This is a genomic window from Flavobacterium sp. AG291 (assembly GCF_003350375.1).
Lineage (GTDB): Bacteria > Bacteroidota > Bacteroidia > Flavobacteriales > Flavobacteriaceae > Flavobacterium > Flavobacterium suzhouense.
This window is the reverse complement of record NZ_QQAR01000007.1, coordinates 133,564-158,726: the sequence shown is the minus strand read 5'-3', so window position 1 is coordinate 158,726 and position 25,163 is coordinate 133,564. Positions and strand designations below refer to the sequence as shown.

The window sequence follows — 25,163 nt, the reverse complement described above, 5'->3', positions numbered from 1 at the left end:
TTTATTTACCAGAATTATAATCTACCACAGTACCATTAACCAGCATTTTTGAACCCATGTAAGTAACTTTTCCTTTGGCAGGAATTATAACTATAACCGCTGAAGATTTTGGGCTAAGTTCAATTGTAGCCGATAATGATATATTCCTTGCAACGAAAGTACCCGAAACAGTGTCGTATAAATCTACTTTTTTTCCTTTTGGGGCAGTTACAGTTATAGTCTTATTTTTTTCATAGGGGTTATAGTACAAATAAGATGGGTAAGCCTTATCTGCAAAGAAATCAGTAGCAAGTAAATCAAGTTGGAGAATGCCTTCAACATTTGTTTTTTTAATAATACTTCCAAATATGCCTACGTGGCCGCTACCATAAACACTCAGTTGTGATTCAGGTGGATTTTTTCCTGGAACCCATAAGGGGCCATCTCCCTGCGCAACAGGGGCTTCTACGTTTTGATATTCAGGCAGGTTGGATTTTTTGATAATACCTTCGTAAGCAATAACATTTTTACCCACTCCAGAACGTTGTGGTATGGTTTCATGCTCATCCGGCATATATTGCGGATAAAAAAATCGTGATGCATTGGCAGCATTCAGCATCCATTTGCCAATTGCGTCAGCATAAGATTGATTATACCGTACCATTGGTACTAATGGCCAGGCTGCATCATATGTATTCATTAGAAAGCCATAACCACCATGGTCAACGGTACTTCCAAAAATACCGGAAATATCATAATTATTCCACTTGCCTGTAAGCATTCCCCATCCTTCACGGCATACAGCAGTACCGTCAAAGCTCCATGCAAGCATTTTATTGGTGTCATAATTTTTTCCCTGTTCAGCATTTATTCTTGCTGCAAGATAAGCGCCAAAAGGCATAAGCAATTCGTAAGTAGGGTTTTCGGACTGTGACTGCAAGGCAGATAGTGCAGAAATAGCGCCTTTGAGGTATTTTTCATCTCCAAATTTTTTATAGGCAGCATATAGTACCCATGCATGGCCGGCTGCCGCATCTGGCTGGATGCATATATTATTTTTTACAGGCAGCATTTTCCCATAATCAAAATAGGAATAATTGTAATTGCCATTAAGAATTACATCTGCTTTATAAAATTTGTCTGCAATGGTTTTTGCTATTTCGTCTAAGCCGGGCTGGTCAGGATATTTATCATAAATAGCATAAAATAATACATTTGGATATACATCATACCACCAATCGCGACCATAGCCACCGCCAAGTAAAGCAACTTCAGGACAGGTATTGTTCATCATTATATCCCATCCTGTTTCCCTGTTAAAGTAGTTCTTAATCATACCAACAATATTATGTCCCTGTTGGTTTGTTTTATCAATGCCCACAAGCGTAGCGCCTAATGTAGCTCCCATGGTAGCTAACGCCTCATGAAACATGCCTTTATTGTTAACAGGTCCCTGACGCACATCGCCCATGGCTGTATATAATCCAACGACATCCTGTGGGTAGTTTTTATGGGATTTGTCAATCCAGACCAACGGCCAAAACTTACCTTTGGCATTAAAATCGTAAACTGTTTTATCAAAATTCAGTGCCAATTCAGTATAATCTATTATTTCAAAAGGCTGAGGTATATCCGGCATTTCGTTCACCCTTGCAATGGTTTGTTGTTTCACCTGACAGTATGCAGAAAGGCAGAGAAATAAAAGTAAGTAGGGCAGAGATCTATAAAAAATATTCATGTTTGTGCTTTTTTTCTTTAAACAATATTTGCAGCAGTTTCCTGTAATACTTTAGTTTCTTCTATATCTTCTTTTTCGGGAGCAATTTTATTGCCCTGAGCAATTATGTTTTTACTTATAAATATAGAGCATAACTGCAAAAGAGCGATGATTCCTACTGCATACCGAAGCGCAATATCTTCAGATATTGTATAATACAATACCAAGAAGGTTCCGGCTCCTAAAAGCCTGCCGACGTACAATCCAGATTCGTGGTTAAGTATGTAGGCAAATTCACCTCTTTTCTCAATATGGGAGACAATATCGATAACACGCAGCTGAATAGGGTAGTAGGCAAGGTCCATTAAAGGTTTTGCTATCAGTAAAAGCAACAGGAATATAATCACGCTTGTCTTATCGTACAGGGCACCATTTATACATGCGCCAACCGCAAATAATATAAGACCGACCGAAAAAGTCTTAATTCTATCCGATGGTTTTGAAAACCGCCCTATAAAATAAATGATTATTGCTGCCAATACGGCACCTATTGATTGGGCATTTCCTAATTCGCCTTCTTCTCCCAGTATTTTAAAGATAAGCATTGCGGGTGCTGTTACCAGAAATCCTTGTGCCAATCCTTTAAACATAGCCAGGGAAAGTAGCTTATACCATAATGGATGGAATTTTAAAAAAATATATTTTTTCTGTACAGGGTTTTCAAATTTTCCTATAAAGCAGACAGCAGATGCGGCCAACGTGATAAGAAATACTACTGCGGTTATAATTACATATGCACTGTGCTTATCTGTTTCGCCTGTTTTTGATTGTATGAACCATCCAATTGTGGCTGGTACTATAATCGCTATCATGGTATAAATAAAAGTCTCCAGGCCATAATAGTAGTTACGATTATTGTCGTTTGTAGTGTAGATGGCAAGATAATCCCTGTTTGACCAATAAAGCCCAAAAGATAGTCCCATTGTTATTCCGGCAACACCTATGCCCGTCAAATCAAGCGTTTTTAGCGACATCATTATAATCATGGAAACACCGCTAAGCAGCATGCCCATCGAATATAATTTTCTGATATTAATATATTTTAAAAGAAAACCATTTATAAGAAATGTAAGTGGGATACCTGTATAAATAGCCAGCTGGTAAATGACAACTTTAGAAGTATCGTTAGAATTCCTCATAATGTAGGCCGCTACAAAAATATCTATTACAGGCTGTACTAATGCATATACCATATTGGTAAGTACCAGTATTTTAAAGTTATGCGACTGACTTTTAAAATGGTCAACTTCTGTTTTGAGTTTTTTAAGCATTAGTCATATTTTAAAAGTGATAGTATTTCTTTAATAGAAAAATGCGCACCACACACAAATTCATCGGCAGCGCCATAGTATACTGTAAGAGTATCACCATCAGGCTCTACGATGTGTCCGTTAGTGAATACCACCTTACCAAAGAAACCGTTTATCTCATATTCAGCAGTAGGTACCATAACAGGAGTTTCTGTTCTTGCCAATACTTTAGAGGGATCATTCAGATCAAGCAGAAATGCACCCAAACAATAATAATGGTCTTTGTTAGCTCCATGATAAATTTCGAGCCAGCCTTTTTCGGTTTTTATTGGAGCGGCGCCTGCGCCTACACGTTTGCTGTCCCAATGCCCTTTTCGGGTTTTCACGATACATTGATGGTTGCCCCAGTGGATGCCGTCAGGTGATGATGCTAGCCAAATATAATTACCTCCTAAATCTACGCTGCTGGGACGGTGAAGAGCGTAATATAAACCATTTATCTTTTCTTCAAAAATGGCGCAGTCTTTATTATGTGCAGGGAGTATCAGACCGTATTTTTCAAAGTTTTTCCAGTCTTTAGTGGTTCGTAGTCCAACGCCAACACCATTATCTGATACCGATGTAAATGTCAGATAATAAGTATTATCTATTTGTGCAACACGGCAGTCTTCTATTCCAAAAGTTTCATGCCTGCCTTCACCAACTAATAGCGGATAGCCCTCTGGCTCATAAAAATTGATTCCGTCGTCACTGCATAATAATCTCAGGTGAGACAATGTAGTAAGATAATCAGTTTTTTTATAGTTGATGACCCGTGCATCGGTAGCGATAAGCTCCGGATGGTCTTTTTCTATTTCAATGATGGTTATCTTTCCTGTTTCAGTTAGTATTGGGAAAGAAATATGGGTATCTTTTTGAGTTGGCCTTTCAGCTACGCGTACGATAAGCCAGGTTTTGTCCTGGAAGCGAAACACCCCCGGATTTAAAAGACAGGTTATTTCCAGTCCCGGTGTGCTCGGAGGAATGTCGTTAGGAGCTAATAGTGGATTCTGACTGAAGCGTCTTGCAATATCTTTCATAAGCAATATTCATAATTAGGGTTAACCGGGCCTGATCATTCAGGACCCGGAACTAACCCAAACTTTTTTTTTAGTAATCGTCGTTTTGTATTAGCGTGCCCGCTGAAGCATCAATTTCCGATTGCGGAATAGGGTAGAGCATATGTTTGTCCTGGAAATTTTTGCCATGAGCTGTCATTACCTGTTTTGCAATTCCCCAACGCTTAAGATCAAGCATTCTCTGATTTTCAAAACCAAGCTCAACCCTTCTTTCATGTATAAGCCAGTCTTTTACGGTTTGATAATCATTAGCAGCCGGCCTGCCAGCTAAAGTTCCTGCAGGAGGCATTGTTCCATCTACATTAGGTGTAGTCCTCGCTCTTTGTCTGATTTGGTTTATTATGGCAATGGCGCCTGAAAAATCATTTGATTCGAGCAACGCTTCGGCTTTCCATAAAAGTGCATCGGCATAACGAATGTATACTTTATTATTTGGGGCATCGTCATTACCTTTATTTGCACCATCCGTGCTGCCCAGCATTTTATTTACGTTTTGAAGTTCTACATTTACTGTGTATAGTTTTCTTGGATCATTTTCTTCAAAAGCTTCAAGAAAATTAGTACTTGGCGCAAAGAAGCCCCATCCTAACGGAGCACATATTCCATTCCCTCTTCTTGGAACAGCATTGGTTTGATGATCAAAGGCAAAAATTACTTCATTGTCTGTAAATTCAGTCCTGAAACTATCAAAATAATGACTGTTTAATGCAAAACCTAAGGCTGCCAGTTCATCAACAAGGGCAGGCACCTGGCTCCAGTTTTCAGTATACAATTCCGATTTGGCAAGCAAAGCTATGGCAGCACCTCTTGAGGCTCTCCATTTTTCTGTATCCGAAGAATATTTTGAGTTAGGCAGCAAATTCCTGGCTAGTGTCAGATCGGCTTTTATCTGTTCCCATACAATAGATTTATCTATCCTTACGGCTACCTCAAATGCTTCCTGATATGTTTTAACAGGGCTGAGTATAAGTGGCACATCTCCAAAATTAGTAACTAACGAGAAATAATAATATGATCTTATAAAATACCCTTCGCCTAAAAGCTGATTTTTCCTTTCAGCTGAAATTCCTGTTATGGTTTCAATATCAGGGTTTTCCAGATGTTCAATAGCAATATTGATTCTTTTAATTCCTTCATAGTTATATTTCCACAAGCCATTAGGACCGCCATTTTCAGATGTAAATGTGTAATTGTTTATTTCATCTATCCACGGCTGGTCTCCGTCAGGATTCCATTTTTTTTCCATGTCATCTGACGCAATATCCTGTAGGATGTAATCATTCTGAAATACCAGCCCACCGGCCCAGTTCCATTCGCCTAATATATTAAGCCTGTTTGATAGCAGGTCATAAGAGGAGCGCACGGCTGTTTCTATAGTGGCTATAGTTGGTGTAGTATTTGCCTGATCAAGCGTTGTTAGTCCAATTGGGTCTTTAGTAAGTTCATCCTCACAGCCTGTTATGGAAATCAGGCCAATTAATAATCCCAGTTTTATATAATTTTTCATGATAATTTTTTTAAAGTTTTATACGGGCTCCAAAAAGAAAAGTTGAAGATTGCGGATAAGTTCCCTTATCTATCAATGATGTTGATTCCGGGTCAAGTCCTTTGTAGTCGGTAAATGTCAGCAGGTTTTGTCCTGAAACATAAATACGCACATTAGAAATTCCTTTAATGGTATTACCTCCAAAGGTATAGCCCAACTCGATGTTCTTTAGTCTCAGATAAGAAGCATCTTCAACAAATTTGCTGGAAACCTTGCTTCCTCCATTATCTGCAAACGTAAGTCGTGGCGTAGTATTACTTGTACCTTCTCCATGCCAGCTGCCAAGTACATCGGTTGTTGAGTTAAACGGACGGCTGTCATAATCCAGAATCTGTATCATATCATTGTATCGGTCAACACCCTGAACACCCTGCCACAAGAACGAAATATCAAAATTCTTGTATGAAGCATTAAAGTTTAGTCCATACGTTATTTCAGGAATAGGGTTCCCAATAAATGTACGGTCATCCGCATTAATCTGTCCATCGTTATTTAAATCCCTGAATTTCATATCACCAGGCTGCGTATTATTTGTATTAGTATACAAGTAGGAGTTTATTTCGTTTTGATTTTGATAAATTCCATCAAAAACATAACCATAGTATGAGTTTATAGCCTCTCCTACAGCTGTGCGGGTATGCGTTCCTGAGTCGTCAATATTTTTTACATAAGTAAATAGCTTGGTAACATCATTTTGTAGTGTTGCTACATTACCACTGATACCGTATTTAAATTCATTATCATTATTCTTGAAACTTAATGCAAGCTCAAAACCTTTATTTTCAACTTCCCCGGCATTCACAAATGTTCTATCTATTACTCCAACTGAAACTGCGGGAAGGGTTACACCCAATAAGATGTCTTCAGTTGTTTTTTTAAAATAATCGGCTGAAAACGATAGTTTATTATCCAGGAAAGAGAAATCTAACCCAAAGTTAGTTTGTGTTGTTGTTTCCCATTTAAGGTCAGGGTTTCCATAACGAATTATATTTACCGAGCCGCCTGTGGTGCTTACTAATGTTTGGTAAGCATTATTAGGTATTTCCTGATTACCGGCTTGTCCCCAGTTTGCCCTTAATCTTAAATAGCTCAACCATGAATTATCTTTTAATAAATCTTCATTAGAAATGATCCAGTTACCACCTATTGATGGGAAATATCCCCATTTGTCGTTAGGTCCAAATCGCGAAGAACCATCTGCCCTTATTGTACCAGTGGCAAAATATTTATCATTGTATCCATAGGTTGCAGAACCAAAGAATGATACTAAAGACCACTCTGTGGCGCTTCCTGAACTGTAAGGGTATGGCAGGCCATTTCCTCCCAGGCCACCGTAATCCAAATAACGGAAAGGATCTGTTGTATTTTCATAATTAGACCTTGCACCCCCTATGGCAGATTGTTTATTTTTAATGATTTCGGCACCTGCCAATGCATTTATGCTATGGCTACTATTAAATGTTTTTACATAATTTAAAGTGTTAGACCATGTAAAAGTAACATCCTGGCCACGATTTTCATTCAGGCTGTTAGGCAGGTTGTTTCTTCCGAGTCCCTGGCCATAGTATACGCTGTTAACATCGCTAATATTATCGTCGCCATAGTTTTCGGCAAAATTCTTATTATGCGAAAAAGTCATATCCACACCAAGATTACTTCTTAATTTTAGTGCTTTATCCTCAAGGAAAGAATATTCTGCAAACACATTGCCAAACGTTTGGTAACGGTTTCTCTTATCATCAGTAAAATGAACAATAGCCAATGGGTTAGAGGTGTATTCATAAATCCTGCTATAACCATTTACCGGGTCAGGACTCGTGTAGAACGGTAAATCGGTATAAGGGTTTCTTGCAGAATAGGTAGGGTCGCTTAGATCTTTATAAACAGATAGTACAGGAGGGCGTATTAATGCATGACGGATAACACCGGGTGCATCGCCACTCGATGATAGCTTATCCTGAGACTGATAGGTAATCTGGATGTTAGTGCCTACGGTAAATCGGTCAGATACATCAGCAGTTATATTTGACCTAAAATTTACACGTTTGTAGCTGTCATTATCTTCGGTTACAATACCATTCATTCCATAATATCCACCTGAAATAAGATAACGTACTTTATCGGTTGCCCCGCTTGCAGAAACCTGTGCATTTTGAGAAAAGCCAGTAGTAAATAGTTCATCCAGCCAGTCAGTATTAGCAAGGTTTCTTGCTGTTCTGTCGGCAGTATAAGGGTTTTGCCCTGTATAGGTATTGTTCCAGGCCTGCTCTTTTACTGACATATACTGATTACCGTTAAGTAGTTTAGGAAGATTAGTAGCATAACTTATTCCACTGAACATTTCTACGTCTAATGTAGACTTTCCTATTGCTCCTTGTTTAGTTGTAACAATAATCACTCCCCCGGCAGCCCTTGAACCATATATTGCAGCAGATGCTGCATCTTTAAGTACTGTCATTGACTTGACGTCATTCATATTAAGGAAAGAAATGTCACGTGTTGGTGTACCGTCTACAACATATAGCACATCGTTGTTGCCTAAAGTACCCTCTCCACGGATTCTTACTTTTATACCATCGCCCGGTGCACCGGTATTAGCGGCAACAAATACACCTGCAATCTGTCCTTGTAATGCCTGCGCTACGTCGGGAATTCTTGTTTTTGATGCATCTTCCATATTTACCTGAGCTACTGCGCCTGATATTGAATTCTTTTTCTGTCCTACATAACCTGTAACCACAACCTCGCCAAGGACTGTAATGTCAGCTTTTAAGGTTACATTTATTTCAGTCTGCCCATTTACACTTACTTCCTGAATTAGATAGCCTATATAACTATATACTAATACAGAATTTGGGTCACTTGAAATGCTATAATTTCCATCAATATCTGTAATAGTGCTTATAGCTGTACCTTTAATCATTATTGTTACTCCGGGCAAGGGTCCGGTTTCATCTTTCACTACACCTTTTATAGTTTGTGCATAGATAGCAGCTCCTGATAGTATCATTAATAATAGAATCAGGTAATGTTTGATTTTTTGATTCATAACAGATAATAGGATTGGTTAATAATTAGTGTTATTTTTTTCATGTTTCTAATTTTTGGCTTGAATAGTTAAGAATTGTATTTACGAAAACGTTATAAATTTATATTATGCGCATAAAAAAGAGTGTACACTATTTTTTCAAAAGTGTACACTCTGCAATAAATGTTTGATTTTTAATTGTTTAAAAATGCAGCGCTTTTCGCTTTGTAATCTAACTGGTAACTTTTAGGGGTTGTGTTATACACTTTTTTAAACTCCCTGTAAAAATAAGAACGGTTGTTAAAACCGGATTTATAACAAACTTCCGATACTGTCAGGACATTTTTACGTAGCAGCTCGGCGGCATATTTCAGGCGTATGGTTCGTATCAGGTCGCCGGGGGAAAGCCCATAAGCTTCTTTTGTTTTTCTGTATAGTTGCGAGGTACTCATACCAAGCTTTTTTTCAATAAATGCACTGTTTAGGTTTTCGTTATCTATATTTTGTTTGATGTGGTCTATAAACACTTTAATAAATGCTTTCTCTGCACTGTCCAGGGAAATTCCGTGGACATTACCGGCAACCACATCTTGAGTAAAATGCCTTAATATTAGTTCTTTTTCTTCTATTAGTTTTTGTATCCTTACTATTAAATGATCGGGATGAAAAGGCTTAGGAATGTAAGAGTTGGCCCCGCTTTCCAATCCTTCGATCCTGTGCAGCACAGAATTTTTGGCGGTAAGCATTATGAATGGTATATGGCATGTCCTTAGATCATTCTTTACTGTCTTGCAAAGTTCAACCCCGTCCATAACAGGCATCATTACATCACTTATAATAATATCCGGTAATTCACTATTAAGAATCTTGAGGGCTTCATCTCCATTATAAGCAGATAGGATTTTATATTTATCTGAAAGAAGATCTTTTATGTAGTTTTGTATTTCTTTTTCATCCTCAACTACGAGTACCTTTTTTCGGTCATTTTCCAGTATGTCAAGATTTAATATCTTATCGGGTAGTACTTCATGAATTTCCTCTTTTTCTTCGAGAATATCTTTAAGGTGCGGTGAGATCAGTATGGAAACAGTACCTGAATCAATTTCTTTTTCTTTAAAAGAAGATTTGTCGCAGGGTATCTCTATCGTAAAAACTGTCAGTATATTTGGTTGGCTTGAAACCGAGATTTCTCCACGTAGTACAGTTACGAGTTTTTTTATATAAGCAAGTCCTATTCCTGTCCTTAGTATTTCAGTATCTGAGGTATTATTGATATTGGAAAGGAAAAAACGGTCAAAAAGAGAATCAAGTTTTTCTTTTGATATACCTTCTCCTGTGTTTGAAATTATTATATTTAAATTTTTGTTTTCAATAAAACATTTCAGGCTAATGGATCCATTTCTTGGTGTGAACTTAAATGCGTTGGACAAAAGATTGAATACAATCTTCTCAAGCTTATCTTTGTCAAACCATCCAGAAAGGGAAGGAGTTACATCAATTGTATAACTGATATTCTTGTCGAATGCCCAATCGTCAAAAAGTTCTGCTATCTGCTCAATTAGGGTTACAAGGTCAAATTCTTTAACCGTGTTTTCAAGATAGTCATACTCTGCCTTTCTGAATTCTAAAAGCTGTTGGGTTAAAAAAAGTAAGCGCGATGCATTACGCTGAATCATATGCATGTACTTCCTGTTTCTTCCTTCTATTTTAGTGTCTTCAGATAGCTTATGTGCAGGTCCTACAATAAGTGTCAATGGTGTAAGGAATTCATGCGCAATATTGGTAAAAAAGGTTAACCTGTTTTCATGCAGTTCTTCTTCTTTTTTCCTTATAAGTATATTATCCCTTAACGATTGCCTTTTTTGATAATAGCTGCGTACAAAGAGTAGGAACAAAACGGTAAGCATAAGATAGATTGTCACCGCAAGATTAGATTGCCACCAGACAGGTTTAATTCTGATATCAAGTGCTTTTACAGGTTCACTCCATACACCATTGCTGTTTGACCATTTTATATATAAAATATAGCTGCCTCGGGGTACATTGGTAAACGAAATGATTTTTCGGTTATCGATGGTATTCCACTCTTTGTCAAAACCTTCCATTTTATATGAATATTGGCATTTATCGTTATTAGTATATGTTAATGCCGAAAGGTAAATATCAAAAAAGTTCTGATTATGTTTAAGGGTAAGCGAAGGATGACTAACTGAATTAGGGGCGATAACTAAGCCCTGATAATAAGGGATGGACTGATTGTGTCCGCTAATTTTATCAATGAACAGATCAGGTAATTCATCAGACGTTTTTATATCTTTTGGCTTAAAATAATTAAACCCTTTAATGCCCCCCATAAAGATATAGCCCGATGTCCTATCGAGGTAAAAGGAGCCATCTGCAAATTCATTATTTTGTAAACCATCACTTTTTGTATAAGCTGTAAATTTTTCTTCCGCAGTTTTAAAAGAAGCCAGCCCAAAGCTCGAACTTAGCCATAATGTTTTGTTATCTACAGGTACAATTCCATGTATTGTGTTGTTGGGCAATCCATCTTTTTCTATATAATTTTTAAATATTGCCTTGCCATTTTGAAGCGATTGCAATTTGCTTAGTCCCAAACTTGTACCAATCCAGAGTGTTCCGGCCGCGTCTTTTGAAAGGCATAAGATGTCATCATTCAACAAACTATGTGAATTATTAATATCGTTCTTGTAGGTGATGAACTTTTCTGACCTTGTATCAAATAGGTTTAATCCCCCCAAACGTGTACCTATCCAAAGTTTGCTTTTGCCTTCAGGCAGTATAGAAAAGATTATGTTACTGCTGATGGCAGTAGCGCTACCCGCACTGTATCTTTTAAACGAGCTAACTTTAAGAGTGTTATTAGTGCGTTCAATTTTACAGCGTACCATCCCATAACCATTTGTACCCATCCAGATATAGCCTTTATCATCCTGGTATATAGAATAAACCGATTTAAAATAATCGTACTTGTCAGTCCCAATGATTTCTTTCCAGCTAACCAGCTTAGATGTAAGACGATCATACACGGTTAAACCCACTCCATCAGTTCCAATCAGCAAGAGATTGTCTTTTGCGTTTTTTAAAGCATAAACTGCATTGTTAAGAATGCTGTTACTTTCATTGTAAATTTTATACTTTATACTGCTGTCAGGGTTAGTATAAAAATCCGTATTTAACTGTAAAAGCCCATTACCTTTAGTGCCAACCCATAAAGAATTGGAATCATTTACAAAAGCTCTCACAATAGCGCCATCGAGAGGGGGCAGATGTAATTTTGATATGAGTCCAAATGATTTGCCTCCCGGTTGAATTTTCAGGATACCATCTCCGTCGGTGCCTACCCACAATATATTCTCAGTGCCTTTAATTATATGGGTTACCTTGTGATTATTCAGGTATTTATTCCAGGGTGTGTTTATTATAGTACCCGAGGGGTCAGACACTGTGTAACCTGATTTTCCAAATAAAATAAGTTCCTGACCAGTAGACCCAATGATTTCGTCGATAGAATTTATGTGTAGAATTATTCGTTTTTTGCTTTGAGGATCAAAAAGAAATGAATTCCCTTTTGTGTTGACAATACTGATACCCGATTTAGGGGTTATATCAAAAGTACGTACGTCACCTAATAATAAATCAGTTTTATCAATTATTCTCAGGCCGCCTGAACCTTGTTTTATAGATACGCTGTACAGGGTGCTGTCATCGAATAAAGCGATTAGATTTCCATTTTGTAAAAATTCTATTTTTACTATTGTCTTTGCTGCAAAGGGATTATTATTAAGAGGTTGAAATGTTTCGTTTGTAAAATAGCCTAGTCCCCAACCTTTAACAGCACAAAAAACGTCTCCTTGATCGTTTACGGCGATATGAAAATGCGATTCAGTTAGTGGTGTTTTGCTGTTTTTAGAAAAAAAATAGTGCTTAAAACTATCTGATTTTTTGCTATAGCGGTTAATGCCATGCATGGTAACAATCCAAATATCACCTTTTTTATCCTCATCAATTTTAAGCACTACCTGATTAGATAATGAATTCTTCTTGTTTGGCTCTGGCCTGAAAATTTTAAAATTACTACCATCAAAGCGGTTAAGTCCGTCCCAGGTTCCTATCCACAACAAATTTTGCGAGTCCTGAAAAATATAATTTACTGAACTGTTTGATAACCCTTTTTCATTGTCAATTTGTTCTAATGAGTATTTGGAAATAGTATCAGCAATTTCACTTTTATTATCCTGATTTTTTTGAACAAAGGATATTGTATTCTGCTCTTTAGTACAAGCAAAAATTATAAATAAGATAAAAGTAAAAATTAAGTGCTTTTTCAAATGGATTATATATTTAAGAAAATTAAAATATTATACGAATCAATTAAGTTTTCAATAAATATAGGAATGTTTTTTGGTAAATTTATGAAGGATAAATTCGTTTTAAAATACATTGAAGTTACGGCTCTGTCACATTTATAAATAACATTTATCTTTAGTCTTTAAAATTCTTCATTTCATGAATACTAAAGGTCATTGCTTTCCGAAATTTATTATTCTTCAAGCAGTATATTTTAGCTTAGGTTTACATTGAGCTATAGGGGATGTCGAAGAGATAATGAAGATGCGCGACATTCAGGTTGACCATGGTACCATCCAACATTGGGTATATAAGTTTACACCATTTATAGAGTTGCAAATGAAAAAGAGAAAACTCGTCGTTGGGAAGAGCTGGAGGATGGATGAAACATATATTAAAGTGAAAGGTCCAAGCTAATATGTTTAAATCATTTTGCAAACTGGCACTATAAAATTATACTGCGTGAATTTCTTGGATTTAAAAAACAGATGTGACAGAGCCAGTCTGAATTCTGTTGAGGATCATGATAAATTTACATTTTTTTTGTTATTAATCTTTAGATATCCTTAGCTCCTAATTATATAAATACATTTTCTACTTCTTCTGATAGTAAGATATGTTGTTGAATTTTAGAGGTGCTGTGGCAGTTCTTTTAAAATCATCTTAAATTATTGACTATAAATATTCTTTTGGGATAACATTGGCAACAAAGGGCATATTAATTCTGAACTTTAAAAATGCTAATTATCAAATAGTTAAAATTTTTATGAAACAGAATAACACACCTTTGAATGATCAGGAAGCAAAACAAAAAGATTTGATGCCTGCTAAGTCAGATGCAATAAACAAATTTCTTACCACTGACCAGGGGGTAAAGATCAACGATGATAATAATTCTCTTAAAGCAGGAGAGCGTGGTCCTTCACTTCTTGAAGATTTCATCCTGAGAGAGAAGATCACTCACTTTGACCACGAGCGAATTCCTGAAAGAATTGTGCATGCACGTGGATCGGGTGCTCATGGCTATTTTGAAGTTACCAATCCTATTCCGCAATTTACCAAAGCAGGATTTTTCCAGCAGGCAGGGCAGAAGACACCGGTTTTTACACGTTTTTCTACTGTTGCAGGCTCAAGAGGCTCAACTGACCTTGCCCGTGACGTAAGAGGGTTTGCCGCTAAATTTTACACCCAGGAAGGTATTTATGATTTGGTAGGTAATAATATCCCTGTATTTTTTATACAGGATGCAGCTAAATTTCCCGATTTGGTACATGCTGTAAAGCCTGAACCGCATAACGAAGTTCCACAGGCTGCATCTGCCCACGATACTTTTTGGGACTTTATTTCCCTGATGCCGGAATCTGCACATATGATCATGTGGGCTATGTCAGACAGGGCCATTCCGAGAAGTTACCGCATGATGGAAGGCTTTGGTGTTCATACTTTTCGCTTAATAAATGAAAATCATGAATCTCATTTCGTGAAATTCCATTGGAAACCAAAATTAGGCACACATGCTGTTGTATGGGATGAAGCACAAAAGATTTCGGGTAGTGATCCGGATTTTCATAGGCGCGACCTTTGGGAAGCAATAGAGACGGGTAATTTCCCTGAATGGGATCTTGGAGTTCAGATAGTTCCTGAAGCAGATGAACATAAATATGAATTTGACTTGCTTGATCCTACTAAGATTATCCCGGAAGAATTGGTACCGGTTACAATCATTGGGAAAATGGTTCTTAACAAAAACCCCGATAATTTCTTTGCCGAGACAGAACAGATTGCTTTTCATCCCGGGCATGTAGTGCCTGGTATCGATTTTACAAACGACCCTTTATTACAGGGAAGGCTTTTCTCTTATACCGATACGCAATTATCCCGACTTGGTAGCCCTAATTTTCATGAAATACCTATCAACAGGAGTATTGCGCCTGTGCATAATAATCAGCGTGATGGGCACATGCGCCAGGAAATCAATGTTGGTCGCGTAAGTTATTCACCAAACTCATTAGGAGGAGGATGTCCATATCAGGCAAAAATTGCCGAAGGAGGCTTTGCGAGCTTTAATGAACGAGTTGATGCACATAAAGTGCGCCAGAGGAGCGAAAGCTTTTCTGATCACTTTGGTCAGGCTAAACTGTTTTACAATAGTCAGACACAGGTGGAGCAGGATCATATTATAAAAGCACTTCGCTTCGAGTTAGGTAAAGTGGAAACAACGGCTATAAGGGTTCGTATGCTGGGCATTCTTTCGCAGGTAGATAAAACACTTGCCGATAGAGTAGCACAAGGGCTGAGACTTACAGTTCCGGTTGCTCCTGAACAGCCAATGAATCATGGCGTATCGCCTGAGAATCTGGGCGGAGAACAGGAACCTAAAACTGTAACCCCTTCAGTAGAATTTTCTCAGGCACTGAGTATGATTAATAACCCTACAGTAACTCCAACAATAGCATCGAGAAAAGTAGCCATTGTATGTGCTGATGGCGTAGATGAACAAGCTGTGCTGAATATTAAAATGGCACTTGTAAAGGAAGGTGCTAAAGGATTTGTTATAGCACCATATCAGGGTAATGTTAAAACAGACAAAGGAGAGGAGATAGCTGTTGATTTCAGTTTCCTTACCTGCTCTTCGGTGTTATTTGATGCTATATATATTCCGGGAGGACAGGGACTTAATGAACTTTCGCAGGATGCTGATGTCATGGATTTTTTAAATGATGCCTACAGGCACTGTAAGGTAATTGGTGCTCATGTAGATGGAATAGAACTTCTTTCAGGCATTGCATTTGCCAAAAAAACAGATAATGACGAGGGCTTAGTAATAGATGAGGACACGCAAAACACTGATTTTGCAGCAAATTTTATCGCTGCAATGGGTAATCATCGTATCTGGGCAAGGGAAACATCATTATAAAACAACTAATTAATTATAATATGAAAAATACAAATAATAAAAATTTAAATGCTTCTGCAAAAAGTAATTCCTCTAATAGTATTGTAGCTCCAGCTTCTGATGCAGCAAGTGAATTAAAGGATTTTTTTATTGACTCCTTAAAGGATATTTACTGGGCAGAAAATGCCTTAGTATCAGCCTTACCTAAAATTATTCAGAATGCCACTTCACCGCTTTTGGCCTCGGCAATCAAAGAACATTTGGAAGTCACAAAAAACCAGGTGGTACGCCTTGAAACTATTTTTAAACTACTTGGCGAAAAAGCTGAAGGTAAAAAATGCGAAGCTATGGCTGGACTGTTGAAAGAGGGAGACAGTATTCTTTTAGAAACTGTTCCGGGTTATGTAAGGGATGCCGGCATTATTGCTGCTTCCCAAAAAATTGAACACTATGAGATCGCTACCTATGGAACCCTTTCCGCATTCGCAAAAACGTTGGGTGAGAACGATGCGGCAAAACTGCTTACACAAACGCTCGCTGAAGAAAAAGAAGCCGACATGGTGCTGAGCGATGTTGCATACAGTGCTATTAATTTAAGTGCTGTTGATAACATAGCATATGACACCAATGGATAATGATCAGTAATTAATACTAAAACAAAAATTATGTCAAAAAGTCAAGATTCGAAAAAAGGCAGTAAAAAGGAACCCCTTAAAACTGCAAAAGAAAAAAAAGAAGCCAAGAGGGATAAAAAGAACAGTAAAAGTTCAGAATAAAATTTAGGTGGACAATTTCAGGTAAGCACACATTAGCCCAGGCGATGTGTGCTCTTTATTTTTAGATGATCAGTAGCCTGATTATAAATATGTTTTTTTATGGTAGCTATAGTTCATCCATTTTCTTTGTTTCTAGAGCATTAATAATTCCAGCAGTAGATGCTGTATTATTGAAATAGATATAAGCTTGCTTAAAGTTTTGACTTTTGACTTCATTGTATAAATTTTCAATCTGCTCTTTGGTATATTCAGAATAGAAAAGCTTAGGGTTTCCGTGCATTCTTACATATCCTGTCTGGGATGTTTTTATTATGTCAGTCGGGAGTTTAGGGTAATTCACACTACAAAAGGTAATGTTGTTGTCTCTCAATATTTCGAAAACATCCTGTCGCCACCAGCTTTCATGCCTGAATTCGACAACGTTAGTGAATTCAGGATTCATAGCCGCAATTACTGCTTCCAGTTTTTCGCGTGTAAAACTGAAACTTGGAGGCAATTGAAAAAGCACACAACCTAATTTATCTTTAAGCCCATCGCGTGCGATTTCATAAAACTTTTCAATTTCTTCCTTACAATTTTCCATCCTTTTGATATGGGTAATTGTTTTTGGGACTTTAATGCTGAGCTTGAATTCCTTCGGAGTCTTTTCATACCAAGATTGCAGGCTCTTCACCGTTGGGAACCTATAAAAAGTTGAATTAAGCTCATACGTGTTAAAATACTTACAGTAAAATTCAAACCATTGTTTTCTGGGCAGGTCTTCAGGAAAGAAAAGAGGCTGCCATGATGTTGTTGCATAGCTGGAGCATCCGATATTTATGGATATATCTTTCATTAGTAAAGTTCCTGGCAATTAGTACAAAAGAAGCTGCGACGTTTCTTGGTTCCAGTATATTCCTTGTACATTGGCAGGTCGCAGCGGCTACAATTTTTTTTTGTGTGGGCCAGCCAGTGTTTTTTTAGTGTACCTTCATTTTTCCATTTCAGGAAATCAAAGCTATATTTTCGTGCCTGATCCGCAATTTCTTTAAGTTTTTTCTCAGGGATATTTCCTGTGCGTGATTCAGGATGTACATATACCCTGTACAATACCTCATTTTTAATGATATTGCCAACACCGGAAAAAATATCCTGTTCGAGTAATGCATCGCATATCATCATATCAGGCTTATCAGTAAGCTTTTCGATTGCTGCTTTTTCGTTCCATTGTGGGTGCATTACATCAGCAGACCAGTTATAATGCGAATTTATATCACCTTCAAGCACTTTTACCGCAGCTGTATAAATGTTGATTTCACCATTACTAAAAGTCAATCCTAACCGTAACAAAGCTTCTTTAGTTTCGTTGATACGGTAAGTTCCGAAAAGCAAAAAATGGACACGGATAGTAAATCCTTCAAAACATAATAATAAATGCTTGCCCCAGGTTTTTATATCTAAAAGTTTTTTATCCTCAAGTCTGGGCATATCTATTTTGGCATTGCCGGCAGCAGCAATAACTTTATAGCCAATAAATTCAGCCATCTTTTCTTTTGCAATTATTATACTTGGTCCTTCAGGCATGATTCTGTGATTTTATTTCATTGTCATTATAACCCAAACTTTTATAGCTAGCCAGTGCAAATGCAGAGAAGATTATATGCGCAACAAATAATTGCCTGTAGTATCCGTATCTGTAATTTTTCGGGGGATTATAATGTTGTGCAAAAAGTAATTTCCATACTGCTATACCTGCTATACCACTTAAAGAACCAACAATAAGGATTTTTGTTGCTGTAGGTTTTCTGAGCGCTTTGTGCCAGATAAGCCAGTATGCCGATACAAAAGCGACACCTGCAAGATAATGAAGTCCCCAACCCGCAGGATGCAAAACCTCGTTATCTAACCTGGGCATGTTCTCAGATTTATCAATCAATTTATTTATCATTACAGGTTCTACATATTGCTGTCTCTCCCGTTTTGATTTCCAATAGCTGTAGAGCGTCATAAACGTAGTACCTATAATTGCCGATATTATAATCTTTTCTGTAGTTTTCATATTTTATAATAATTGACAATTTCTATATGTTATAACATTAAAATTAGTGAACGTTAGAGGGAATTAGTATAAATCCCTGTTAAAGATTGGCCAGGTTTAATCAAATGAATTGCAATAAAAAAAGCCCCTGCAATTGCAGGGGCTCTGTAATAAACTTATATAGTGATTAAGCTATAACTACGTTTGTTGCATTTAGACCCTTAGGTCCTTCTTCTACATCGTAACGGACTTCGTCATTCTCACGAATGCTTTCCTTAAGACCTGAAGCGTGAACAAAGATTTCTTTTCCACCTTTGCTCGGGGTAATAAATCCGAAACCTTTTTCTTCATTGAAGAATTTTACTGTACCTTCTTGCATTATAAATATATTAATTTGAGTAAAGGTAGTCTATATTTTTGGAAGTTATTGATAAATAGATATTTATTTAAGAAGATCTGTTGTGTTTTGATTTCTGCCGTAAGTAATTTGTGCTAAGTTAGTTTTCTAAACTGCCAAATCTGTATATTCCAGCGTTTCAGAGGTTGCTAAGGATTTAAGGCTTATTGTAAATGTATTTGATTTCAATTTAAGCTCATATGTTATATTTGACATTTCTAAATAGATATTAAATGCGAACCCTTATAGTTTTCAATAGATTGATATTACTGTTTTTTTTCTGTTTTGCTTTTATTTTTATACGGGTAAATAGTTGTCTCTCTAAGTGACTCGAGTGGACAAATTCCAAACCATTTTATGCAGGATTTGGAAAAACTGGCCTATTATTTGGGGTAATTTGTAAGTTAAATTTTATTTTTTGTGGTTTGGATGTCCTGTTGGGGTCATAGTACTTTTTTTATATCAAAGCTGTGGCAAGTCAATAATATAGTAACAGTGGATAAGAACCTGAAAAATGATTGAATATCTTCAGGTTGATGAGTTTTGTATAGCGGTAAAAATATTTAAAAATACACTGATGGGAAGCAGGTGCGCTTATTGCAAGCAACAATATTCTAACATTTTATTATTCCATCAATATCACAGGCAATGTCTCTTAGTGTTACAGTCTTAGAATTACCGATTTTAATTAATTGAATATTAAATAGTTATGAATTTCCTTTCGTTCTTTTTACATTCATAGGATGAATTTAAAAAAAGGAAATTATGAAGGCATTATGGAAAGGGAGCATCAGTTTTGGCTTGGTACATATCCCTATAAAACTCTATAGCGGTACCCAATCACACCGTTTGGCATTGGATATGGTCCGTAAAAAGGATAAATGTGCAATTCAGTACGTCCGCGTTTGCAAAAAGGATGGCAAGGAAGTATCCTGGGAAGACATCGCCAAAGGGTATAAAAAAGAAAATGGCGATTATGTCATTTTAGATAAGGATGATTTTGCCAAAGCCGCTCCTGAAAAAACACAATCCCTCGATATTTTTGAGTTCATTAAAGAAGAGGAGATTCCTGCTAAATATCTTGAAAAGCCATACATCACCGAACCGGCCAAAGATGCAAAAAAGGTTTATGCCCTTTTAAGGGAGGCATTGCGCAAATCAGGGAAGGTTGGCCTTTGCAAATTTGTAATGCGCACTACCGAGCACCTAGGGATAGTGAAGGTAGAAGAGGATGCCATACTGCTGATACAGATCCGGTTTGAAGATGAACTTCGGGATCCGGAAGAAGCAGGCCTTATTCCTAAAAATTTAAAAATTGACAGCAAAGAACTGTCCATGGCTATGAATATCATTGATCAGCTGACAGGTACTTTTGACCCTACAAAATATAAAGATACCTATAAGGCAGAACTGATAAAGATGATCAAGAAAAAAGCAGCTGCTAAAAGTAGCGCGACTGCACCTGCTCCCCGAAAAAGAAAAAAAACAGCTGAAGCTAAAGATGATTTGCTCGAGCAGTTGAAAGCCAGTCTTGCAGCAATAAAAAACTAAGCGGTGATGAAGTTATCGGAATACAATAAGAAGAGGGATTTTAAAAAAACGGCTGAGCCCAAAGGCAAGGTGAAGAAATCAGGTGAAGTATTGCATTTTGTTGTGCAGAAACATGAAGCTTCGCATCTGCATTTTGACTGGCGGCTTGAAATTGATGGTGTGCTGGTAAGTTGGGCTGTACCCAAGGGACCGAGCGCCGATCCTTCGGTGAAGAGACTTGCTATGCACGTTGAAGATCATCCCATGGATTACATCGATTTTGAAGGCAACATTCCGAAAGGCCAGTATGGAGGAGGTACCGTAATGGTTTGGGATACCGGTTCTTATTTGGCTGAAGGAGCCGATACAGTTTCCCAAAGTAAGAATTTGATAAAGGAAATGTACAAGGAGGGAAACATCAAAATAATTATGCAGGGTAAGAAACTTAAAGGTTCCTATCACCTTGTACGAATGAGCGGGAAAAAACAGGAATGGCTGCTTATGAAAGGTAAAGATGATTTTGCTAATAAGAAAAATTTTGACCAGCATTCAGTACTGACAGGTCGTACACTTCTGGAAATACAAAACGACAAAAGCTCAGAGACCTGGGAAAGCAATAAGAAAGCGACTCCGGCTAAAAAAGGGGATAAAAACCATATCCTGAAAGAAAATAATGATGCTGCGTCTGATGTCTTATCTTTTAAAAGTGAGGATCTGGCCCCTGCCAAACCCAGAAAAACATTTCCGAGGGAATGGAAGCCCCAACTTGCCACATTAACGGATGCAGCATTTGATGATGATGACTGGATTTTTGAAAATAAATACGATGGCTATAGGGCTTTAATACAGATTAATGGAGGAAAAGTCAACCTTGTGTCACGAAACGGGCTTTCATTTAATAAAAAGTATGAATCGCTAGTCGATTCATTTCTAGCTATTAAGGATGATATAATACTGGACGGTGAGATCGTAGTTGAAGACTCCAAAGGTAAAAGTCATTTTCAGTGGTTACAGGATTATGACGAAAATCCCGGTAGAGGGAAACTGAAATGCTATATGTTTGATATATTGTATTTCAATGGTTATGACCTTACCGGATTATCATTATTACAAAGAAAACATATCTTAAAAGCACTATTACCTGAATCTACAACTATTTTGTATTCTGATCATACTATTGGCAAAGGTATACAGGCACTGAATAAAATTGCAAAGAAAGGCGGAGAAGGAATCATTGCAAAGAAACTGGACTCCTCCTACCATGTAAATAAACGTTCTAAAGACTGGCTTAAGATAAAAGTCACCAAAGAGCAGGAAATGGTGGTTGGTGGGTATACTGAGCCTAAAGGTATTCGTAACGCATTCGGTTCATTATTGATTGGCTATTATGACGATGGGAAATTAATCTATTCGGGTAAAGTGGGTACGGGATTTAATCAGGCATCATTGGAAAAACTGCATGCTTCACTAATGAAAATTGAAACCACTACCTGCCATTTTGATGAAAAACCAAAAATACCTAATGTACATTGGGTTAAACCTGAACTGGTGGCACAGGTTAAATTTACTGAATGGACAGCGGGCGGGAGTATGCGGCATCCTGTATTCGTTGCGTTACGAACGGATAAAAAAGCTAAGGAAGTAATACGGGAAAAACCACTCAAAAAGACAAAAAATGCTGGACAACATAATGATGTTAGTAGGAAGGATTTTAAATCTGATAAAGTAGACATCACAAATCCCGATAAGATATTCTGGCCTAAAGAAGGCTACACTAAAGGAGATGTCATTGCATATTATAATGTTATGGCTGACTATGTTCTAAAATATATAAAAGACCGGCCCCAATCGTTACGACGAAATCCTGACGGTATTAAAAATCAAGGGTTCTTTCAAAAAGATATGTCTGGGAAAACTCCAAAATGGGTTAAGACCAGAAAGCTTAAATCTTCTTCGGATGGTGAATCTGTTGCATACCTGGTCTGCAATGATAAAGAAACACTTCTTTATATGGCTAATCTGGGGTGTATTGAGATCAACCCCTGGAGCAGCCGTATTGGAAGCATTAATAATCCTGACTATATCATTTTTGATCTTGATCCCAACAAAGCATCATTGCAGGATCTTATCACTACGGCAAAGAAAGTAAAGGAAATATTGGATAAGCTCGACATAAAAGGCTATCTCAAAACTTCAGGCGGTAAGGGTTTACACATTTTCATCCCGGTAAAGTCAAATTATACCTATCGGTTAACCAGGGAGTTTTCACGTTTAATAAGCGAAACCGTTTACAAAGCCCTGCCGGATATTACGAGTCTGGAACGGATGCCTAAAAAGCGCATAGGCAAAGTTTATCTTGATTTCCTTCAGAACGGCAAAGGCAAAACGATGGCCTGCGCATATTCGTTGCGCCCGCGCGAAGGAGCGACCTGTAGTGCGCCACTGGAGTGGAGCGAGCTCGATCATGCTTTTGATATTAAAAACTACAACATTAAAACCATGCCCCGGCGTATCAGGGAAAAAGGAGACCTATGGAACGATTTTTTTAACGATGCCATAGACCTTAAGACGGTATTGGATAAACTAAAAAAATAATTGGGTACAGGAGAGAAATATCCTTATAAATAGCATAGCAATAGTTTATAGAACCTTTAACTGAGCTTTATTATTATGATGGTGATGGTTGTTGTAATTTAGAGGATCAACTAAAATTACAGCTATGAAAAAAGATAAAGCAAAAAAAGGCACATCAGCGCAACTGGAGGATCCTACGGTCAAATATCCTCAGCCGCCCTTTAAGAAACAGCAACAAAGCTGGCCTGGATTGGTCGCGAACATGGAACCACGTCCCGATCATGGGGAAAGTTCCTACCAGGGCTCGGGCAGGCTTGCCGGCAGAAAGGCGCTTATCACCGGGGGCGACTCGGGTATAGGAAGGGCAGCAGCAATAGCTTATGCCCGTGAAGGTGCTGATGTAGCAATCAATTATCATCCTGATGAGGAACAGGATGCTCAGGAAGTCGTTGCTCTTATAAAAGAGGAGGGGCGTATAGCAATTGCCCTACCGGGAGACCTTCGCGATGAATCCTTCTGTGAGACCCTTGTCCAAAAAGCGGTAGAAGGCCTGGGCGGGCTTGATATTTTAGTAAATAATGCCGCGCGCCAGCAAACCCAGGAGTCGATACTGGATATCACTTCTGAAGCCTTTGATGCTACCATGAAAACCAATGTCTATGCTCCTTTCTGGATTACAAAAGCGGCTTTACCCCATTTAAAACCGGGTGCGTGTATAATAGGTACCACTTCAGTGCAGGCACAGGATCCAAGTCCAGAATTGTTTGATTATGCCCAAACCAAGGCTGCCACCACCAATTACATTCGTTCGCTGGCAAAACAGCTTGGGCCGAAAGGCATCCGTGTCAATGGTGTAGCACCGGGCCCTATCTGGACACCCCTGCAGGTAAGCGGCGGAGCAACCATGGAAAAGCTGAAACAGTTCGGGGGCGACACGCCATTAGGAAGGCCTGGCCAGCCTGCGGAGCTGGCCTCACTATATGTTGAGTTGGCCGACAATACGGGAAGTTATTCTACCGGTCAGATTTTCGGTGCGGCAGGAGGTGGAGGACAGCCGTAAATATTCAACCAAACGATTTTTGCCAACACAGCATATAACTTTTTTACAGAATCTTGTAAATAGTGTTAAGTAAAATCCTATACTTTTATGTTGTTTGCATTTAATCCCAATTCATTCCGTTATGAAAGTATTCCACTTTACGCTGTTTATAGCATTCACTTTTTCCCTTTATTCCTGCCATGGAGACCGTGAGGATGAGGCAACCAGTATCCAGTATCGCATAACGGCGGAAGAATCCATACTATCAGAAGCAGCCTATCGGTCTGCTGATGGTTCCATCCGTATTGTACAAGGTCTTGATGGGCTAACGTTATGGCATACTACTGAATTCGTATCCGATGATTTTGATGTCCATTTAAAAGCTACATTCGAAAATGTTTTTGAATCGGGAAAATCGTATAAACTCTGGTGTTTTGTCGAGGGTGAGCTGGTTTTAATAAAAGAAGGTATAGCCCCGCCAATGGAGAAAACTATAGTAGAACTTAATTATTCGCATCAATAATAAGGAAAGCCTGGTGAGGAATTGTTCATAAAAGCTGGCTCTCTGATTAGTTTGCAGTTCTTCTTTCTTTTTTGATACTAGTAGAAAGATATTGCAACGCAAAAGGATACTTTGAGAATTAAATATTTAATCTAATTACAAATGAAATGAAAAATCCACGAAGAGAACACGCGGAAGCGCGCCAATCCATAAGAAAGAAAAACCGTATCATACATGTTATTGAGGCAGCGGTGGTGCTTTGCATTTTAGGGCTTATCATCTGGAGTGTATTCTAAGGGATTTTTCATACTACATGCTATTCCAGGGATGTGATTAAAAAAAGGGGCTGCTCAGTATTGAGAC

General features: G+C 37.9%; 17 protein-coding genes. 7 read left to right on the top strand and 10 right to left on the bottom strand.

All coding sequences use genetic code 11. The annotated features are described in order from the left end of the window. Window position 1: 1 nt before the first annotated feature. The 6 genes from DEU42_RS09465 to DEU42_RS09440 all read right to left on the bottom strand — a co-directional run bounded on the left by DEU42_RS09465 (window position 2) and on the right by DEU42_RS09440 (window position 13,050). Window positions 2-1,717 carry a hypothetical protein gene (locus tag DEU42_RS09465; protein WP_114758051.1) on the bottom strand — a complete coding sequence of 572 codons (1,716 nt, stop codon included), beginning with the start codon at window positions 1,715-1,717 and terminating at the stop codon, window positions 2-4. Between the two features lie 17 nt (window positions 1,718-1,734). Then, complete coding sequence (locus DEU42_RS09460; RefSeq protein ID WP_114758050.1) at window positions 1,735-3,027, bottom strand: MFS transporter; 1,293 nt, start codon at window positions 3,025-3,027, stop codon at window positions 1,735-1,737. Beyond that, window positions 3,027-4,085: a glycoside hydrolase family 130 protein gene (locus DEU42_RS09455; RefSeq protein ID WP_114758049.1), complete on the bottom strand. Its 1,059-nt coding sequence runs from the start codon at window positions 4,083-4,085 to the stop codon at window positions 3,027-3,029. Before DEU42_RS09455 ends, DEU42_RS09460 begins: the two co-directional genes overlap by 1 nt. Before the next feature lie 70 nt (window positions 4,086-4,155). Next, window positions 4,156-5,631 carry a RagB/SusD family nutrient uptake outer membrane protein gene (locus tag DEU42_RS09450; RefSeq protein WP_114758048.1) on the bottom strand — a complete coding sequence of 492 codons (1,476 nt, stop codon included), beginning with the start codon at window positions 5,629-5,631 and terminating at the stop codon, window positions 4,156-4,158. A 10-nt stretch (window positions 5,632-5,641) separates the two neighbouring features. After that, on the bottom strand, window positions 5,642-8,719 hold the full coding sequence (locus tag DEU42_RS09445; RefSeq protein WP_114758047.1) for a SusC/RagA family TonB-linked outer membrane protein: 3,078 nt from the start codon (window positions 8,717-8,719) through the stop codon (window positions 5,642-5,644). Between the two features lie 173 nt (window positions 8,720-8,892). Then, entirely contained in the window at window positions 8,893-13,050 is a 4,158-nt protein-coding gene (locus DEU42_RS09440) for a two-component regulator propeller domain-containing protein (protein ID WP_114758046.1), read from the bottom strand. A 785-nt stretch (window positions 13,051-13,835) separates the two neighbouring features. On the opposite strand from DEU42_RS09440, the gene DEU42_RS09430 reads away from it, so the two are divergent. Together DEU42_RS09430 and DEU42_RS09425 are read left to right on the top strand one after the other, a co-directional pair. Continuing rightward, complete coding sequence (locus tag DEU42_RS09430; protein ID WP_114758044.1) at window positions 13,836-15,986, top strand: catalase; 2,151 nt, start codon at window positions 13,836-13,838, stop codon at window positions 15,984-15,986. Window positions 15,987-16,006: 20 nt separating this feature from the next. Next, window positions 16,007-16,600, top strand: a complete 594-nt coding sequence (locus DEU42_RS09425) for a ferritin-like domain-containing protein (protein WP_114758043.1) — start codon at window positions 16,007-16,009, stop codon at window positions 16,598-16,600. A gap of 247 nt (window positions 16,601-16,847) precedes the next feature. On the opposite strand, the gene DEU42_RS09420 is transcribed toward DEU42_RS09425, so the two are convergent. From DEU42_RS09420 to DEU42_RS09405, 4 genes are all read right to left on the bottom strand, one after another. Next, window positions 16,848-17,576 carry a DUF72 domain-containing protein gene (locus tag DEU42_RS09420; RefSeq protein WP_114758042.1) on the bottom strand — a complete coding sequence of 243 codons (729 nt, stop codon included), beginning with the start codon at window positions 17,574-17,576 and terminating at the stop codon, window positions 16,848-16,850. Continuing rightward, window positions 17,576-18,304, bottom strand: a complete 729-nt coding sequence (locus tag DEU42_RS09415; protein ID WP_114758041.1) for an endonuclease — start codon at window positions 18,302-18,304, stop codon at window positions 17,576-17,578. Before DEU42_RS09415 ends, DEU42_RS09420 begins: the two co-directional genes overlap by 1 nt. Next, window positions 18,297-18,779 (bottom strand): hypothetical protein, encoded by a 483-nt coding sequence (locus tag DEU42_RS09410; RefSeq protein ID WP_114758040.1) that lies wholly within the window; start codon window positions 18,777-18,779, stop codon window positions 18,297-18,299. The genes DEU42_RS09415 and DEU42_RS09410 overlap by 8 nt, the downstream gene beginning before the upstream one ends. 166 nt (window positions 18,780-18,945) lie before the next feature. Then, window positions 18,946-19,137 carry a cold-shock protein gene (locus tag DEU42_RS09405; protein ID WP_114758039.1) on the bottom strand — a complete coding sequence of 64 codons (192 nt, stop codon included), beginning with the start codon at window positions 19,135-19,137 and terminating at the stop codon, window positions 18,946-18,948. A gap of 783 nt (window positions 19,138-19,920) precedes the next feature. On the opposite strand from DEU42_RS09405, the gene DEU42_RS09400 reads away from it, so the two are divergent. The 5 genes from DEU42_RS09400 to DEU42_RS17740 all read left to right on the top strand — a co-directional run bounded on the left by DEU42_RS09400 (window position 19,921) and on the right by DEU42_RS17740 (window position 25,096). Then, window positions 19,921-20,706: a Ku protein gene (locus DEU42_RS09400; RefSeq protein ID WP_114758038.1), complete on the top strand. Its 786-nt coding sequence runs from the start codon at window positions 19,921-19,923 to the stop codon at window positions 20,704-20,706. A gap of 6 nt (window positions 20,707-20,712) precedes the next feature. Beyond that, window positions 20,713-23,280 carry a DNA ligase D gene (ligD, locus tag DEU42_RS09395; protein ID WP_114758037.1) on the top strand — a complete coding sequence of 856 codons (2,568 nt, stop codon included), beginning with the start codon at window positions 20,713-20,715 and terminating at the stop codon, window positions 23,278-23,280. A gap of 124 nt (window positions 23,281-23,404) precedes the next feature. Then, entirely contained in the window at window positions 23,405-24,319 is a 915-nt protein-coding gene (locus tag DEU42_RS09390; RefSeq protein ID WP_114758036.1) for an SDR family oxidoreductase, read from the top strand. A 121-nt stretch (window positions 24,320-24,440) separates the two neighbouring features. Further along, window positions 24,441-24,821 carry a hypothetical protein gene (locus DEU42_RS09385; RefSeq protein ID WP_114758035.1) on the top strand — a complete coding sequence of 127 codons (381 nt, stop codon included), beginning with the start codon at window positions 24,441-24,443 and terminating at the stop codon, window positions 24,819-24,821. A gap of 146 nt (window positions 24,822-24,967) precedes the next feature. Then, complete coding sequence (locus tag DEU42_RS17740; RefSeq protein ID WP_255418249.1) at window positions 24,968-25,096, top strand: hypothetical protein; 129 nt, start codon at window positions 24,968-24,970, stop codon at window positions 25,094-25,096. The last annotated feature ends 67 nt before the right edge of the window (window positions 25,097-25,163 follow it).